Annotated in this window: 14 protein-coding genes; all 14 read left to right on the top strand. The window is 53.4% G+C overall.

Features of this window, described 5'->3' with window-relative positions; all coding sequences use genetic code 11:
- Positions 1–148 precede the first annotated feature (148 nt).
- Positions 149–2,605 (top strand): leucine--tRNA ligase, encoded by a 2,457-nt coding sequence (gene leuS / locus FH755_RS01830; protein ID WP_292438092.1) that lies wholly within the window; start codon positions 149–151, stop codon positions 2,603–2,605.
- A 15-nt stretch (positions 2,606–2,620) separates the two neighbouring features.
- The gene (gene lptE / locus FH755_RS01825; protein WP_292438091.1) at positions 2,621–3,118 is read left to right on the top strand and encodes an LPS assembly lipoprotein LptE; all 498 of its coding nucleotides are present in this window, start codon (positions 2,621–2,623) and stop codon (positions 3,116–3,118) included.
- A 3-nt stretch (positions 3,119–3,121) separates the two neighbouring features.
- Positions 3,122–4,141 carry a DNA polymerase III subunit delta gene (gene holA / locus FH755_RS01820; RefSeq protein WP_292438090.1) on the top strand — a complete coding sequence of 340 codons (1,020 nt, stop codon included), beginning with the start codon at positions 3,122–3,124 and terminating at the stop codon, positions 4,139–4,141.
- Positions 4,142–4,167: 26 nt separating this feature from the next.
- The gene (locus FH755_RS01815) at positions 4,168–5,424 is read left to right on the top strand and encodes a glutamate-5-semialdehyde dehydrogenase (protein ID WP_292438346.1); all 1,257 of its coding nucleotides are present in this window, start codon (positions 4,168–4,170) and stop codon (positions 5,422–5,424) included.
- Entirely contained in the window at positions 5,405–6,067 is a 663-nt protein-coding gene (nadD, locus tag FH755_RS01810) for a nicotinate-nucleotide adenylyltransferase (protein WP_292438089.1), read from the top strand. Before FH755_RS01815 ends, nadD begins: the two co-directional genes overlap by 20 nt.
- The gene (locus FH755_RS01805; RefSeq protein WP_292438088.1) at positions 6,067–6,891 is read left to right on the top strand and encodes a YdcF family protein; all 825 of its coding nucleotides are present in this window, start codon (positions 6,067–6,069) and stop codon (positions 6,889–6,891) included. The genes nadD and FH755_RS01805 overlap by 1 nt, the downstream gene beginning before the upstream one ends.
- Positions 6,892–6,957: 66 nt before the next feature.
- Positions 6,958–7,314: a ribosome silencing factor gene (gene rsfS, locus FH755_RS01800; RefSeq protein WP_292438087.1), complete on the top strand. Its 357-nt coding sequence runs from the start codon at positions 6,958–6,960 to the stop codon at positions 7,312–7,314.
- Positions 7,311–7,781, top strand: a complete 471-nt coding sequence (gene rlmH / locus FH755_RS01795) for a 23S rRNA (pseudouridine(1915)-N(3))-methyltransferase RlmH (protein ID WP_292438086.1) — start codon at positions 7,311–7,313, stop codon at positions 7,779–7,781. The genes rsfS and rlmH overlap by 4 nt, the downstream gene beginning before the upstream one ends.
- On the top strand, positions 7,742–8,362 hold the full coding sequence (locus FH755_RS01790) for a nucleoside triphosphate pyrophosphatase (protein WP_366658645.1): 621 nt from the start codon (positions 7,742–7,744) through the stop codon (positions 8,360–8,362). The genes rlmH and FH755_RS01790 overlap by 40 nt, the downstream gene beginning before the upstream one ends.
- Positions 8,359–9,831: a ribonuclease G gene (rng, locus tag FH755_RS01785; protein ID WP_292438084.1), complete on the top strand. Its 1,473-nt coding sequence runs from the start codon at positions 8,359–8,361 to the stop codon at positions 9,829–9,831. Before FH755_RS01790 ends, rng begins: the two co-directional genes overlap by 4 nt.
- Before the next feature lie 7 nt (positions 9,832–9,838).
- Positions 9,839–13,648, top strand: a complete 3,810-nt coding sequence (locus tag FH755_RS01780) for a YhdP family protein (protein WP_292438083.1) — start codon at positions 9,839–9,841, stop codon at positions 13,646–13,648.
- A gap of 41 nt (positions 13,649–13,689) precedes the next feature.
- Positions 13,690–15,132 carry a metalloprotease TldD gene (tldD, locus tag FH755_RS01775; RefSeq protein WP_292438082.1) on the top strand — a complete coding sequence of 481 codons (1,443 nt, stop codon included), beginning with the start codon at positions 13,690–13,692 and terminating at the stop codon, positions 15,130–15,132.
- A 10-nt stretch (positions 15,133–15,142) separates the two neighbouring features.
- Positions 15,143–16,195: a tRNA (5-methylaminomethyl-2-thiouridylate)-methyltransferase gene (locus FH755_RS01770; protein WP_292438081.1), complete on the top strand. Its 1,053-nt coding sequence runs from the start codon at positions 15,143–15,145 to the stop codon at positions 16,193–16,195.
- Positions 16,192–16,419, top strand: coding sequence for a sulfurtransferase TusA family protein (locus FH755_RS01765; protein ID WP_292438080.1), 228 nt, complete (start codon positions 16,192–16,194; stop codon positions 16,417–16,419). The genes FH755_RS01770 and FH755_RS01765 overlap by 4 nt, the downstream gene beginning before the upstream one ends.
- The last annotated feature ends 156 nt before the right edge of the window (positions 16,420–16,575 follow it).

The following is a 16,575-nucleotide window of genomic DNA, read 5'->3' as shown; positions in this document are numbered from 1 at the left end:
CCGGCGTGCGCAGACTTTAAACTAAGGATTCAATTGAAGCAGCCTGCGGGCTGCTTTTTTATTGGCACCGCGCGCAACTATATTTTGAGCCTTCGCCGCGCTGAGGTATCCTAAGCGATTTCAAATTTCCCCTATCCAAAGAGAGTCCATGCAACAAGAATATCGTCCTGATGAAGTGGAAGCCGCTGCCCAGCAATTCTGGCAGGACAACAACAGCTTCCAGGTCACCGAAGATCCTGACAGGGAAAAATTTTATTGCCTGTCGATGTTCCCGTATCCAAGCGGTCAGCTGCATATGGGGCATGTGCGCAATTACACCATCGGTGATGTCATCTCCCGTTATCAGCGGATGCAGGGAAAAAACGTGTTGCAGCCGATGGGCTGGGACGCTTTCGGTTTGCCGGCGGAAAATGCGGCGATCAAGAACAAGGTGGCTCCGGCTGCCTGGACTTATCAGAATATCGATTACATGCGCGGTCAGTTGCAGCGACTGGGCCTGGGTTATGACTGGCAGCGGGAACTGGCGACCTGCAAACCCGATTATTACCGCTGGGAACAGTGGTTGTTCACCCGGCTGTTTAAAAAAGGTCTGGTATACAAGAAAACCGCTGCGGTGAACTGGTGCCCCCATGATCTGACCGTGCTGGCCAACGAACAGGTCATTGATGGTTGTTGCTGGCGCTGCGATACCAAAGTGGAACGTCGTGAGATTCCGCAGTGGTTTATGAAAATCACCGATTATGCCGACCAACTGCTGGCTGATTTGGAGCAACTGGATGGTTGGCCTGAACAGGTCCGTACCATGCAGGCGAACTGGATTGGCCGTTCTCAGGGCGTACAGATTCAATTCAATATAGCCGAAAGCGATGACAGCCTGGCAGTGTATACCACCCGGCCTGATACCCTGATGGGTGTCAGTTATGTGGCTGTTGCTGCCGAGCATCCGCTGGCCTTGAAGGCGGCAGAAAATAATGAAGAACTGCAACGCTTTATCGAAGCGTGTCGCCGCATGGAAACATCGGAAGCGGCAATGGAGACGGCTGAGAAGAAAGGTGTCGCCACCGGCCTGATGGCGGTACATCCGGTCACCGGTGAACAGGTACCGGTTTGGGCAGCCAACTTTGTTCTGATGGGCTACGGTACCGGGGCTGTGATGTCAGTGCCGGCCCACGATCAGCGGGATTTCGAGTTTGCACAGAAATATCAGCTGCCGGTGAAGCAGGTGATTGAATCGATCGAAGGAACAGAGATTGATCTCAGTAAAGAAGCCTTCACCGACAAAGGTCGCCTGCTGAATTCTCAGCAATTTGATGGGCTTTCCAGTGAGCAGGCTTTTGATGCGATTGCCGATTTTCTGGCTGAAAAAGGTCTGGGCGAACGCCAGACTAATTACCGTCTGCGTGACTGGGGTGTTTCACGCCAGCGTTACTGGGGCACGCCGATCCCGATTATCAACTGCCCTGAATGTGGCTCCATCCCGGTGCCGGAAGCTGATCTGCCGGTCACATTGCCGGAAGATGTCATTGTTGACGGATCCGGATCACCGATTAAGTCGATGCCCGAGTTCTATCAGTGTCAGTGCCCTGAATGTGGCGGTGAAGCGGAACGTGAAACCGACACGTTTGATACTTTCTTCGAGTCATCCTGGTATTACGCGCGCTTTACCTGCCCGGATAATGACCAGGCAATGCTGGATGAACGCGCCGATTACTGGTTGCCGGTCGATCAGTACATTGGCGGTATTGAACACGCTGTCTTGCATCTGCTTTACGCACGTTTCTTTCATAAACTCATGCGTGATGAGGGACTGGTGTCAGGGGATGAGCCGTTTAAAAACCTGCTGACCCAGGGCATGGTGCTGAAAGACGGTGCCAAAATGTCCAAGTCCAAGGGTAATACCGTGGATCCGCAGGCATTGATTGATGAATATGGTGCCGACACTGCGCGTCTGTTTATGATGTTCGCTGCGCCGCCCGAGATGTCTCTGGAGTGGTCCGATAAAGCGGTAGAAGGTGCCAACCGTTTCCTCAAGCGCTTATGGCGTGCGGTTAGCGAGCATGTTGCACAGGGCGAAACTGTTCAGATTGATAGCGATAGTCTGACTGACAATCTGCAGAATATCCGACGCCAGGCGCATCAGACCCTGAGCAAAGTGACAGATGATATCGGTCGCCGTCATACCTTCAACACGGCCATTGCCGCAGTGATGGAACTGATGAATGCCATTGCCAAGCTGGATGACAGCAGTGAACAGGGCCGGGCTGTAATGCAGGAATGCCTGGAACTGGTGGTGCTGATGCTGTCACCGATTACACCGCATATCAGTCATCAGTTGTGGCAAATGCTGGGTCATCAGCAGGCAGTGGTGGATAGTCAATGGCCTGCTGTCGATGAAGCTGCACTGAAGCAGGATAAAATTGAACTGATGGTGCAGGTTAACGGTAAACTCAGAGCTAGAATTGCGGTGCCGGCGGAAGCCGACCAGAAAGCGGTAGAAGGCATCGCTTTTGCCGAGGAAAACGTGCAACGGTTTACCGAGGGTAAGGAAGTCCGTAAAGTCATTCTGGTACCCGGACGCTTGTTGAATATCGTCGTGGCAGGCTAATAAAGGAAATCAAACATGAATCATGTTGTGTTCAGAAGCTTTATCGCACTGGTCATTCTGACGCTGACAGCCTGTGGCTTCCAGCTCAGGGGCGCAGCCGCAGTGCCGGAAGAGCTGAAAACGCTTTATATTCAGGGCGTCAATACACGGCAGGATTCATTTGGTCTGCAGCTTAAACGCGCTTTGCAGCGTAATGGTATTAACGTACTTGAAGATTATCAGGAAGGCGCGGCCTTGTTCACCGTGCTGGAAAACCGCTATCAGCAGAACGTGCTGTCAGTAGGCAGCAATGCCAAGGTGCGTGAATACGAGCTGGAAGCCTGGGTGATCTATCAGATCACCGATGAAAACGGTGAACTCATTGGTGACAAGCAACGGGTAGAAGCCAGACGCGACTATCAGTTTGACCAGAACCAGATCCTGGCGATGGACGAACAGCAAAGGGTATTGCGTGAAGATATGTACAAGCAGATGGTACAGAGCATTATCCGGCGCCTGTCTGCCCTTAACTAGTCAATGCGGCTGAGGGCAGAACAACTCGACGGGGCGCTGCAACAGGCACTGCTGCCCGTTTACCTTGTTTATGGTGATGAAGCGCTGCTGGTGGAAGAGGCCGCAGATAAAATCAGAAAGCGGATTCGTCAGGCCGGTGCCAATGACCGCGAGGTCTGGCATGTCGAAGGGCGTTTTGACTGGTCACAAATCAAATGGCAGGAACAGAGCCTGTCATTATTCGCCAGTCAGCGGCTGATTGAAATCCGTTTGCCTTCGGGGAGTCCGGGTAAGGAAGGTGGCGAGGCCCTTCGCCGTTTTGCCGCAGAGCCGCCTCAGGACACCACACTGATCATTATCAGTGGCAAAATCGACAACCGTTCGCAGAAAGCCAAGTGGTTTACTGAACTGGATAAGCTGGGTGCCAGTGTACCTATCTGGCCGGTGGAGGCGACGCATTTACCACGCTGGGTCATGCAGCGCATGCAACAGCGCGGTCTTAACTGTGATAACAGGCTGGCAAGCCTGATCGCGGAACGGGTGGAAGGTAACCTATTCGCTGCTGCCCAGGAAATAGACAAGCTGGAATTACTCAACATCGATGGTGAACTCAGTGAAGCGCTGATTCTGCAATCCGTTGCCGACAATGCCCGTTTTGAAGCTTTTGGTCTGATGGATACCGTGTTGGCAGGACAGGCACAGAAAATCCCCCGTATAATAGAGCGCTTACGATCAGAAGGTGTTGATATTCTGGCGGTTTTCTCTGCCGTCGCCTGGTCACTGAGACGCATTGTCGCGATGTCAGTGGAACTGCAATCAGGCCGTCCTCTGGAACAGGTCTTTGCCGCTCAGAAACCACCGGTTTGGGATAAAAATAAACCCCTGATGCGGGAAGCGCTGCAGCGTTATGACAGTCAGCACTGGCAGCAGTTTCTGACCCAAATGGCCGATATCGATAAAGCGGCCAAAGGCGTGTTGAAAACCTGCCCCTGGCGCTTGCTGGAAAAGCTCTGCCTGCAGGCGGCCGGTGTCAGACAGGCCTGATTAGGAAAACACGAAGGAGTCTATTGTTGGACGTCAATGAGTACATGCGAAGCCTGGGCCAGCACGCCCGTCAGGCCAGCCGCGCCCTGGCACGTGCCGGCACTGCAACCAAGAACAAAGCCCTGCTTGCGATGGCGGCGGAAATTCGTGCGGCCGCTGAAACCCTGAAACGGGAAAATGAACGGGATCTGGAAGCCGGTAGAAGCAAAGGCCTGGAAGCGGCCCTGCTGGATCGTTTGACCCTGTCGGATGGCCGCATCGAATCGATGGCAGTAGGGCTGGAGCAGATCGCGGCCTTACCTGATCCGGTCGGTGAAATCAGTGATATGACCTACCGCCCTTCCGGTATTCAGCTGGGCCGTATGCGCGTGCCTTTGGGTGTTGTCGGCATCATTTATGAATCGCGGCCTAATGTCACCGCCGATGCGGCGGCGTTATGTCTGAAATCCGGTAATGCCACGATTCTGCGTGGTGGCAGTGAAGCCATTCATTCCAACCAGGCCATTGCTGCCTGTATCCGTCGTGGTCTGGATCAGGCCGGGCTGCCCGAAACTGCGGTCCAGGTAGTTCAGACTACCGATAGAGCGGCGGTCGGTCAGTTGATCACCATGCCGGAATTTGTTGATGTGATTGTTCCCCGCGGCGGTAAAAGCCTGATCGAACGCATCAGCAACGAGGCCAGGGTACCGGTCATCAAGCATCTGGACGGCATCTGTCATGTCTATATCGACAGCGAGGCCGATCTGGATATGGCAGAAGAGATTGCCTTTAATGCCAAATGTCATCGTTACGGCGTTTGTAATGCCATGGAAACACTGCTGGTCGATGCGGCAGTAGCTGACACCATTCTGCCCCGGCTTGCTGTGCGCTATGGTGATGAAGGGGTGGAACTGCGCGGTTGTAGTCATACCCGGGCAATTCTGAAGGATATCAACGCCGCAACCGAGGCCGACTGGGACACCGAATATCTGGCACCGATTCTGTCGATTAAAATTGTCGACGGGTTGGATGAAGCAATGGAACATATCCATCAGCACAGTTCTGGTCACACCGAGTCGATTGTGACCGAAAACTACCAACGTGCCCGCCGCTTCCTGGCTGAGGTTGATTCCAGCTCGGTGATGGTCAATGCTTCAACCCGTTTTGCCGATGGTTTTGAATATGGCCTCGGCGCCGAGATTGGGATTTCGACCGATAAAATTCATGCCCGCGGTCCGGTCGGACTGGAAGGGCTGACATCACAAAAATGGATAGTGTTGGGTAGTGGGCAAGTCAGAAACTAAAGCAGCCATCGGGATTCTGGGCGGAACGTTTGATCCGGTTCACTTCGGCCACTTGCGCACTGCGCTGGATGTAGTTGAAGCACTGAAACTGGAGCAACTGAGGCTGATTCCCTGTGCTTTGCCTCCGCACCGGATTGAGCCGGTAGCAAGCCCGCAGGAGCGGCGGCTGATGCTGGAGCTGGCGATAAAGAATCATCCCAGGCTGGTGGTGGATGATCGTGAGCTGGGCCGGGAAGGGCCGTCTTATACGGTAGATACCTTGCTCAGTCTAAGACAGGAGTTGCCGGATAATCCTTTGTTTGTGTTGATGGGGACCGATGCCTTCCGTAGCCTGAACACCTGGTCACGCTGGCAGCAGATTATCGAACTCGCGCATATCGTTGTGATGCAGCGGCCTGAAGAGCAGCTTGAGATGTCAGACGAGCTGGCACAGTGGTATCACGCCCATCAGGCCCGGCAGGGGGACGAATTATTGGCTGCCGGTAAAATCTGGTCGATTCCGGTGACGCAACTCGCCATCTCGGCAACAGCGATTCGTGAAGCCTTGTATGAAAAGCGCGATGTCCGTTATTTACTGCCTGATGCCGTGATTGCGCTGATTGAGCAAATGGGACTGTACCAAATCAGGCCGCAAGCCTCCTGATGGATAATCTGTTTTTTGTTCTATCCAAGCTGGTCTGGGGATTGTTGAGCCCGACCACTCTGCTGGTCTGGTTTTTGATACTGGCAACCCTCTTGTTATGGCTGAATTACATCAAAGCCGCCCGGCGTCTGTTGACGCTGCTGAGTCTGTTGGCTTTTAGCGTTATGGCCTATCCTGTCGGCGACTGGTTGATGCAGCCGCTGGAAACCCGCTTTCAGCCGCCGGCAACACTGCCGGAGAATATTGACGGTATTGTCGTGCTGGGCGGCGCCGAAAATTTGAAACTGTCGAGTGGCTGGGGCAGTGCCGAAGTCGGCGACAGTGCCGAGCGAATTCTCGCCGCTGCTGAACTGAGCCGTCATTATCCGCAGTTGCCACTTATCTACACCGGTGGCAGTAATCTGATACAAATGCCGGATCTGGACAGTGAGGGTCGGGTGTCGATGACCTTGCTGACACAGGCGGGTATCGAGCCTGAGCGGATAAAGATGGAACCCCGCGCACGCAATACCTACGAAAACTTTGTGATGATTAAACCGTTGTTGCCGGCTCCGAACGGGCGCTATCTGCTGGTGACTTCGGCCTTCCATCTGCCGCGGGCAGTCGGTATCGCCAGGAAGCAGGGTATTAATGTGATCCCTTACCCGGTTGATTATCGCAGCAGCAAGCCAGCCCAGCGTTACTGGGATTTTGCCTTATTTGCGCATCTTGAAGTGCTGGAAGTCGCCTGGCACGAATGGCTGGGGCTGACGGCCTATTATGTCACTGGCAAAACCTCAGCATGGTTGCCCGCGCCACGCCCGCAGCAGAATAAGCAGGATTAATCGCACAGCAACGCTTGGCGTCCTTGCGTTACACTATTATTAACTTTTATTGATACGGAGAGCCCAATGCAGGCTGAAGAACTCAAATCACTGGTTATCAACGCGCTTGAGGACATCAAAGCGGAAGATATCCAGGTTTTGGATGTCACTGAAATGACGGATGTGACCGATATGATGATTATCGCCACCGGTAAATCCAGTCGTCAGGTCAAGGCGCTGGCCAATGAAGTTGTGATGCAGGCTAAAGCAGCCGGTGTCCAGCCCCTCGGTGTCGAGGGCGAAACAGTGGGTGAGTGGGCGCTGGTGGATCTGGGGGATGTCATTACCCACATCATGACGCCGCAAACCCGGCTGACCTATAACCTGGAAAAACTCTGGAGTGTACCCGAGCAAAGCGAGAAGCTGTCGGCTGACAAGGAATGAAAATCAACCTGGTCGCGGTCGGCACCAAGATGCCCGGCTGGGTGACGCAGGGCTTTGAAGAGTACAGTCGGCGTCTGCCGCGTGAATGCCAGTTACAACTGCTTGAGATCGCACCGGCCAAACGCGGTAAAACCGCTCAGCCCGAGCAATGGAAAAAAGAGGAGGCCGGACGCATTCTGGCTGCTATTCCTGACAGCCATCACGTGATTGCTCTGGAAGTGGACGGAAAAAGCTGGGATACCGTGACGCTGTCAGCGCAGATGCAGTCCTGGCTGACCGATGGCCGCGATGTGTCACTGATGGTGGGCGGCCCGGACGGACTGGATGCAAGCTGTCTGCAACGCGCTGATCAGAAATGGTCCTTATCACCGCTGACCCTGCCGCACCCGCTGGTACGTATTGTGTTGTCAGAACAACTGTATCGGGCATGGACTATCCTGCAAAATCATCCCTATCATCGCGCATGAATTTCCCCCCTGTTTACCTTGCCTCACGATCGCCAAGGCGGCGTGAACTTCTGAATCAGATGGCAGTCGACTTCGCTGTGATTGCCCCTGATGTGGATGAGTCCGTGCAACCCGGCGAAGCGCCGGAAAGCTATGTCGAACGCATTGCCGTTGATAAAGCCCGCGCCGGTTTGGATATGTTGACTGCCCGGGATAAAAAACCGGTGCTGGCTGCTGATACCGCGGTTATCCTTGGACAGGAGATTTTTGGTAAACCGGTCAATGACGCCGATGCCCGGCGTATGTTAAAAATGCTGTCAGGTAACACTCATAAAGTTATGACGGCCGTGGCACTGGCTTTTTCAGAGAAGATTTTGACTGCAATCAGCGTCAGTCAGGTCAGTTTCGCGCCGCTGAATGAAGCTCAGATTGACTGGTACATTCAGACCGGTGAAGGTCGTGACAAAGCCGGAAGCTATGCTGTGCAGGGACTGGGTGCGCTTTTTATCGATCATATTCACGGCAGCTATTCCGGAATTATGGGCCTGCCAATCAGGGAAACAGGACAACTTCTAATGCAAATGGACACTGACAGCCGATGAGTAGTGAGATTCTTATCAATATCACGCCCAGCGAAACTCGTGCCGCCGTCGTAGATAACGGCGTTTTGCAGGAAGTCTTTATTGAGCGCAGTGAATATCGTGGTCTGGTCGGCAATATCTACAAAGGCAAAGTCTGTCGGGTTTTACCCGGTATGCAGGCCGCCTTTGTTGAAATCGGTTTATCGCGGGCGGCATTTCTGCACGTGTCTGATATTTCCATTCCCAAGGGGCAGACGGGTGACCTGAAAGAAGCGCCTAACGTAGAACCCACCATCAGCAGTCTGCTCAGAGAAGGCCAGGAAATTCTGGTGCAGGTGATCAAGGACCCGATGGGCACCAAAGGCGCACGACTCACGACGCAGTTATCGGTCTCCTCCCGTTATCTGGTCTATATGCCTGAAACGGAAGGTATCGGTGTTTCGCTTAAAATCGAAACCGAAGAAGAGCGGGAGCGACTGAAAAACTGTCTGACCAGCCTGCTGGAGCCGGGTACCGGCGGCTATATTCTGCGTACGGCGGCAGAAGGAGTTACCGAGGCTGAACTGGAAGCTGATCTCAAGTTTCTTTACCGCTTGTGGGGCAAGCTCGAAGAACGCAAACAAACCGTCAACTGCGGTGAGCCGTTGCATGAAGATTTGCCTCTGGCAATGCGGGCTTTGCGTGACCTGTTTAATGCCGATATCGAGCGGATCCGAATCGATGCCGAAAATGTATTCCATAAGGCGGTGCATTTTGCCGAAGGTTTCATGCCCGAGTGCGCGGCCAGACTCGAATACTATGACGGGGATATGCCGCTGTTTGATCTGTTCGGGGTCGAGGATGAAATCCAGAAAGCCTTGCAGCGAAAAGTACCGCTTAAATCCGGTGGTTACCTGATCTTTGATCAAACCGAGGCGATGACTACGGTTGATGTGAATACCGGGGGCTTTGTTGGCCATAAGAATCTGGAAGAAACCATCTTCAAAACCAATCTGGAAGCTGCCCATGCGATTGCCCGCCAGTTGCGGGTTCGTAATCTCGGCGGCATTATCATTATCGACTTTATCGATATGGAAGAGCTCAGCCACCGTGAGCAGGTTTTGAGAGCGCTGGAAAAAGCCATGTCGCTGGATCGGGCACGTCACAACATCAGCGCTGTCTCAGAACTGGGGCTGGTGGAAATGACCCGTAAGCGCACCCGCGAAAGTCTGGGGCATATTCTGTGTGAGGCCTGTCCCTGTTGTGAGGGCAAGGGTTACACCAAGAATGTCGAAACGGTCTGTAATGAGATCTTCCGTGAAATCATGCGTGAAGCCAGGCAATATGAAACCAAGCAGTTTCTGATCCTGGCCTCGCAGGACATTATCGACAGGTTGAATGATGAAGACTCCACCAAAGTGGCAGAACTGGAACAGCTGATCGGCAAGCCGATCCTGTTTCAGTGCGAAGCACAATACGGTCGCGAACAGTTCAATGTGGTGTTGATGTAGGTCTTTGATGTTACTGCGAAGCCTACATATTGCCAGCCGCCAGCTTTTTTATCTGCTGGTGGTCGTCATTATTCTCGGATTACTGGGGCTGATGGCAGCAATCTGGCTATCCGAGGAAGTTTCGCAGCGCAAAGATGAAATCGCTGACTGGGCCAGCCAGAAAACCGGCTATCCGGTGGCTATTGATTCCGCCGGTTTGTACTGGTTTGACCTGATCCCCAAACTGGAAGTACGTCAGGTTAAGGTCAAGCCAAAAACGGGGGGCGCTCCGATTATCACGGCGGAACAGGTCTATCTGAGTCTGGATATTCTGCAAACCATCAGCAGTGGCGAGCCGGTTGTGGCTGACGCCAGTATCCGCCAGGCGCACTTGAAACTGGAACGCACTCAGCAAGGACAGATAAGGCTGGTTGGTCTGGAGCAGCCTCGGCAGAGAGAATCCCGGACTACCGTTCCGGAAGTTATACGCTGGTTCAGTTGGCTCAAGCAGCTGGAGCTCAGCGCGATTTCACTGGACTATCAGGACAGGAAGCAGTCTGCCCTGTCTGGCCACTATCAATTGCAGCAGCTTGATCTGCAATTTGCCGGTCGTCAGTGGCAGGCCGAGGCCGGGATACTTTTACCCGAGTCCGTCGGCACGTCGGTGACTGTCAGTGCCCGTGCCGAGATAGATGAAGATTATGCCATCACTGCCTGGCAGGCTCAGTTGGGAACCGATGAGCTATCGCTGGCGCCTTTAATCACCAGCATCCCTATGAAAGGCCTGAAGGTCGTTGAAGGCCTGTTTTCCGGCGAGGTTGATGTCAGTCGGAATACGCTGGGTGATATAAATGCGGTGCTTAATGGGGCCATCACGGACACGACACTGAGCAGTGAGAAAAGAAGCGAAGGTTTTGACCAGGTCACATTGGATCAATTACAGGGCCAGTTCAGCTTCTCAAAACAGGCTGACAGCTGGACATTGGATGCAAATGCAGTGCAGATACAGATGGCGGGTGAAGCCTGGCCCCAGACAACGGTATCAATGCAGCGCTACCAGGATGGTGAAATTGAAGCCTCAGCCGATTATCTGCGTCTCAGTGACCTGACAGCAATTGCACTGCTGATGAAAGATATGCCGGCATGGCTGGTCGAGACCAAGCCGGCCGGCGATCTTTATGGCTTGTCTGCCCGTTATCAGCCGCAGCAGGGCATAGAGGCTCTTCAGCTTAGGGCTGAAGGCCTGGCTTTACTGCCTTGGCAGGACTATCCCGGCGCCAATGATTTGAGTTTTGAGCTCGATTGGCAGCAACAGCAGGGTGAACTGAGCCTGAATAGCCACAAAACGACGATTTATGCGGACAAGTGGCTGGATGAGTCGGTTTATCTGGAGTCAATCACCGGTCATGTCAGCTGGCGGCGCCAGCAGGGGAGCTGGCATTTGTCGGCAGAACAGCTCAGTGTCTGGAATGAGGATCTGAATCTCAGCCTCAACGGCCGGGTCAATCATCATAATGGCGTGACCGATACCGACTTGCGGCTCGAACTGCAGGATATTCAGACCAATCGCTGGCGTGATTATGTGCCGCCGGCGATTATCCCGGAAGATTTTGAAAAATGGTCCAGAGACGCCTTTAAAGCCGGGGTGATACGCAGTGGCTATATTGAACTGGAAGGTGATCCTGAGGCCTTTCCCTTCGATGAAGCCCCCGGGCGTGGGCGCTTTGATATGCAGTTCCAGGTAGAAGATACCCAGCTCAATTATGCTGAGGGCTGGCCCGATCTGATGGGGGTTGACGGCACTGTCAGCAGTGAGGGCAATAATCTCCTGATTGAGAGTCAGGCCGGGACCATTGCCGGTTTTTCATTCCAAAAGGTGACCACGACGATTTCAAATCTGGTCAGACCCAATCCTATCCTGCGAGTGGATGGCACACTGGCTGGGTCCACTGCTAATGCATTGTCATTTTTACAGAATAGTCCGCTCAGTAAACGTTTCGGTTCGGTCGCGGAGTGGATTGAGGTCAGTGGTAACAGTGATATTCATCTGAACCTGATGGTACCACTGGTCGATCCGAAGCAAACGGAAGCCGCCGGTCATGTCACTTTTGCTGACAGTGAACTCAAATCCAAAGCGGTACCCGGTTTGTCCTTCAGCCAGATAAACGGCCAGCTCAATTTCGACAATAACGGGGTTGATGCGGAGACCATTACGGCAGTGGCACTCAATCAACCGGTGCAGATTGATGTGGTTCCCGACGCCGAGCAAACCCGGGTCGAAGTCATCGGCAGTGCCTCGGTAATGGACTTGCGCCGCCTTTGGCCAGAACAGGTTCCCGACTTTATCAGCGGGGAGACCGATTATCTCGCCGAGGTGCTGGTAGAAGAGCCGCAAGAAGGCCTTTTTGATGTGGCAGTCCGTATTGAATCTGATTTGTTTGGTCTCACGGTGGATGCGCCGGCCCCATTGGGAAAAACAGCCAGACAGCGTAAAACCGTTGAACTGCAGATTGATAACGCTGAGCAGCTGAGATATCGCCTCCGCTGGGAAAACTGGCTGCATGGCATGCTGACGGTTGAAGAGAATGTACCCCACGGACAGATCATGCTGGGTGGTGAACCTGCTGAATTACGCCGTGGCGGTCTCCAGGTTGCTGGTCGGCTGGCGCAGCTGGATTTGGATGCCTGGCTCGATTGGCTGGAGCAGCATGAAGATTTGAATACCGAAAGTCCGGCTGTTGATGCCGTTGATCTTCATTTTGACGAACTGAAACTGGCTCAACGGACGTTGACGGATCTGCAACTCTCTGCCAGCCAGTCACGTGGACAGTGGCAGCTCAATCTGGCTTCCTCGCAGGTCCAGGGCACGATCAGTGTACCGCCGAAAATCAGCAATGACAGGCCGTTGATAGTCTCACTAGAACATCTGAACCTGAATCTTGGTGATAAAGAGACGCCATCGCAGGCGACTGGCCAGCCTGAACTGTGGCCGCCGGTCAGGCTGGATATTACTGAGTTTGAACTCAACGGCATGCGGCTGGGGCAATTTACCTTGCGGGCGAACCGCCTTGCAGAGACCTGGAAAGTGGAATCGGCCAGTCTCATCTCACCGGTATTACAGGCATCGTTAACAGGCAGCTGGACAAACACGGGTTCAAGTAGTCGCAGTGAATTCGATATTGTCGCTTCCAGTGATGACTTGAAATCCTTGCTGGCCTACTACAACTATCAGGAAGTGATAGAAGCCCGTCAGGTACAACTCAACAGCAAGCTCAGCTGGCAGGGTGATCCAACGGCGTTCTCGCTGGCGAAGATGCAGGGTGAGTTGGGTCTGACTGTCGGCCGTGGCAGCCTGATTGAGGTTGAGCCGGGGGCGGCGGGCCGCATTTTCGGTCTTCTCAGTATTGCCACCATTCCACGGCGATTAGCGCTGGATTTCAGCGATTTATTTGGCAAGGGCTTTGATTTCAGCAGTATCCGCGGTCAGTTCGAGTTCAGTAACGGCATCGCTCGTACGAATAATCTGACGATGCAGGGGGACTCGGCGCTGATTGAAGTATCGGGCCCGATCGACATGATGGCAAAAACCTATGATCAGGTGGTCAAAATTACGCCCAAAGTCTCTTCTGCGCTGCCGCTGGCGGGCGCAGTGGCCGGTGGCCCGGTCGGTCTTGGTGTCGGCACCGCAATCCTGCTGTTCGACAAAATTGCCGGGCAGGTCTTTGACCGTGAAATTGTTGATCTCATCAGCTATAGCTATCAACTGACCGGTCCATGGACTAATCCCAGACTCAATGTTCTGGGGCCGGAGTCTGAACAAGGCCAACAGATCCCTTAATCTGCTATCATGTTGAGTTTATAGCAACAACAATTTCTGAGTTGATGAAATCCATTTCCGAACAAGTTCAACAGCAATTGCTTCTGCCTGCCGGTCTGACCGAGCAGGATTTGGAAAATGCGCTGGCATCCACCATGACGGGTGGCGTCGACTACGCTGATCTGTATTTTCAGCAGTCCCGCCAGGAAAGCTGGCTGCTGGAAGATGGCATCATCAAGGACGGTGGCTATCATCTTGAGCAGGGCGTCGGTGTCCGTGCCTGTAGTGGTGAAAAAACCGGTTTTGCCTATTCTGACGATCTGGTCTTGCCGGCATTACAGCAGGCGGCCAGAGCAGCCCAGGCCATTTCGCGTCAGGGCCGGGAGCAGGAGGTGGCAGTCTGGAAACGCCAGACCACACCAGTACTGTATTCCAGTCAGGACCCGATTCTGGCTCTGAGCGTTGATGAAAAGCTGGCTTTGCTGCGCGAAGCAGATGCTGCCGCGCGTAAAGCCGATCCCCGGGTCAAACAGGTCAATGTCAGTCTGGCCGGTGAACTCGACAGCGTTCTGATTGCTGCCAGCGACGGGACCTACAGCAGTGATATCCGGCCACTAATCCGGATGAATGTCAGCGTTATTGTTGAAAGTAACGGTCGCCGTGAGCGTGGCAGTGCCGGTGGTGGCCGCAGAATGGATTATCGCTACTTCCGTGATAACAATCTGGCGCAGCGCTATGCCCAAGAAGCAGTGAGAATCGCACTGGTTAATCTGGAAGCCGTGGCGGCACCGGCAGGCACCATGCCGGTCGTGCTTGGCAACGGCTGGCCCGGCGTGCTGTTGCATGAAGCGGTCGGACATGGCTTGGAAGGTGATTTCAACCGACGCGGGACTTCCACTTTCTCAGGCAAAATGGGTGAACAGGTGGCTTCCCCACTGTGTACCGTGGTGGATGACGGCACACTGGAATTCAGACGCGGTTCTTTGAATATTGATGATGAAGGTGAGGCGACTCAGTACACCACCCTGATTGAGAAAGGCCGCCTTGTCGGGTATATGCAGGACAAGCATAACGCGCGGTTGATGGGGACAAAAAGCACCGGCAACGGTCGCAGAGAGTCCTATGCACACCTGCCAATGCCGCGTATGACCAATACCTACATGTTGCCCGGTGATCATAAGGCGGAAGAGATTATCGCCTCGGTTGACCGGGGTATTTATGCCGTCAATTTCGGTGGCGGACAGGTTGATATTACTTCCGGTAAGTTTGTGTTTTCAACCAGCGAAGCCTACCTGATTGAAAACGGTAAAATTACCACGCCGGTGAAGGGCGCAACGTTGATTGGCAATGGGCCGGAAGTGATGCAGCGCATCTCGATGGTAGCCGATGATTTGGAACTCGACAGCGGAGTCGGTAACTGTGGCAAGGAAGGTCAGAGTGTTCCGGTGGGCGTCGGTCAACCGACACTGAAAGTGGATGCCTTAACGGTAGGCGGAACAGCTTAGATCTAGAGATATGACAAAGCAACACAAAGCGGTCGCCCTGATTTCCGGCGGCCTGGATTCGATGTTGGCAGTTCGCGTGCTGCAGGAACAGGGGATTGAAGTTGAGGGTATCAATTTCTATACCGGTTTCTGTGTGGAAGGCCATACGCACGCCATTCGCAATCACGATAAAGATAAACAGAAGCGCAATAATGCACTGTGGGTAGCCGAACAACTCGGCATCAAACTGCATATTGTCGATGTGATTGAAGAGTATAAGGATGTGTTGCTTAACCCCAAGCACGGCTATGGCGCCAATATGAATCCTTGCCTTGATTGCAAGATTTTCATGGTGGGTAAAGCGGTCGAGTGGGTTAAAAACCATCACAAGGATGGTTTCGATTTTATTGTCACCGGTGAAGTGATTGGTCAGCGACCGATGTCACAGCGCAAGCACACCATGCCGATTATCTCTGAAGAGTCCGGTGCCGATGATTTATTGCTTCGCCCCTTGTGCGCGAAGAATCTGCCGGAAACCAAGCCTGAAAGAGAAGGCTGGGTAGACCGCGAACAACTGTACGACTTCCATGGCCGTAACCGTAAACCACAAATCGCACTGGCCAAACAGTTCGGACTGCATGACTTTGCCTCGCCGGCCGGCGGCTGCTGTTTCCTGACCGATAAAAGTTACTCCGACAAACTGGTGGACTTGTGGCAGGCGCGTAACAGTCGTGAATATGAGCTCGATGACATCATGCTTTTGAAGGTCGGAAGACATATCAGACCGACGGAGGAATTCAAGCTCATCATCGCACGCGATGCCGGTGAAAGTAAGTTTCTCGAAGGTTACCGCAAGCAATACACCAGCATTCATGCGCTCAGTCACAGCGGCCCGATGGCACTGGTTGACGGCGAGCTCAAACAGGACCAATATCCACTCGCTGCCGCGATTGTCGCCCGTTTCGGTCAGGGACGCAGTGCCGATGAAGTGGAAATTGATATCGCCACGCCCGACCAGCAAAGGCAACAGGTTAAAACCGCGCCGCTCAGTGCTGAAGAAGTGCTGCAGGAGTGGTATGTATGAGCCATCAGCAACTGGATGCCCGCCGTTTATTGTGTCCGATGCCGGTTATCAAAACTCAGAACCAGGTGGTCCAGATGCAGCCGGGGGATGAACTCGAGGTCATCTGCACTGATCCGGGTGCTTTAAATGATATTCCGGCCTGGGCTCGAATCAATGGTCACAGCGTGATTCAGACGGTTCAGAGCGAGGATGAAATTCGAATAACGGTTCGTGTTGGTGCATAGCACCAAAATGATCCATCGTGATGTTTTTATGCACCATAACAGTGCTATCTTAGGGTGCAGTTGCACCTAAATGGTTGATTTATCGTAATTGTAAAAGTTGGCGTGATTTCTGCTGTACTATGTCGCGAGTTTTTTTGCACAATGCAATGTGCAGTT

Source organism: Methylophaga sp., assembly GCF_009711715.1.
In the GTDB taxonomy this organism is placed as follows: domain Bacteria; phylum Pseudomonadota; class Gammaproteobacteria; order Nitrosococcales; family Methylophagaceae; genus Methylophaga.
This window is presented reverse-complemented; position numbering and strand designations above follow the sequence as displayed.

What these genes read in the sequence shown, in the direction of transcription:
- rlmH (WP_292438086.1), top strand. Translation starts at nt 7,311, where the DNA reads ATGAAAATCAACCTGGTCGCGGTCGGCACCAAGATGCCCGGCTGGGTG.
- FH755_RS01790 (WP_366658645.1), top strand. Translation starts at nt 7,742, where the DNA reads ATGGACTATCCTGCAAAATCATCCCTATCATCGCGCATGAATTTCCCC.
- FH755_RS01805 (WP_292438088.1), top strand. Translation starts at nt 6,067, where the DNA reads ATGGATAATCTGTTTTTTGTTCTATCCAAGCTGGTCTGGGGATTGTTG.
- leuS (WP_292438092.1), top strand. Translation starts at nt 149, where the DNA reads ATGCAACAAGAATATCGTCCTGATGAAGTGGAAGCCGCTGCCCAGCAA.
- FH755_RS01770 (WP_292438081.1), top strand. Translation starts at nt 15,143, where the DNA reads ATGACAAAGCAACACAAAGCGGTCGCCCTGATTTCCGGCGGCCTGGAT.
- FH755_RS01780 (WP_292438083.1), top strand. Translation starts at nt 9,839, where the DNA reads ATGTTACTGCGAAGCCTACATATTGCCAGCCGCCAGCTTTTTTATCTG.
- rsfS (WP_292438087.1), top strand. Translation starts at nt 6,958, where the DNA reads ATGCAGGCTGAAGAACTCAAATCACTGGTTATCAACGCGCTTGAGGAC.
- FH755_RS01765 (WP_292438080.1), top strand. Translation starts at nt 16,192, where the DNA reads ATGAGCCATCAGCAACTGGATGCCCGCCGTTTATTGTGTCCGATGCCG.
- rng (WP_292438084.1), top strand. Translation starts at nt 8,359, where the DNA reads ATGAGTAGTGAGATTCTTATCAATATCACGCCCAGCGAAACTCGTGCC.
- lptE (WP_292438091.1), top strand. Translation starts at nt 2,621, where the DNA reads ATGAATCATGTTGTGTTCAGAAGCTTTATCGCACTGGTCATTCTGACG.
- holA (WP_292438090.1), top strand. Translation starts at nt 3,122, where the DNA reads ATGCGGCTGAGGGCAGAACAACTCGACGGGGCGCTGCAACAGGCACTG.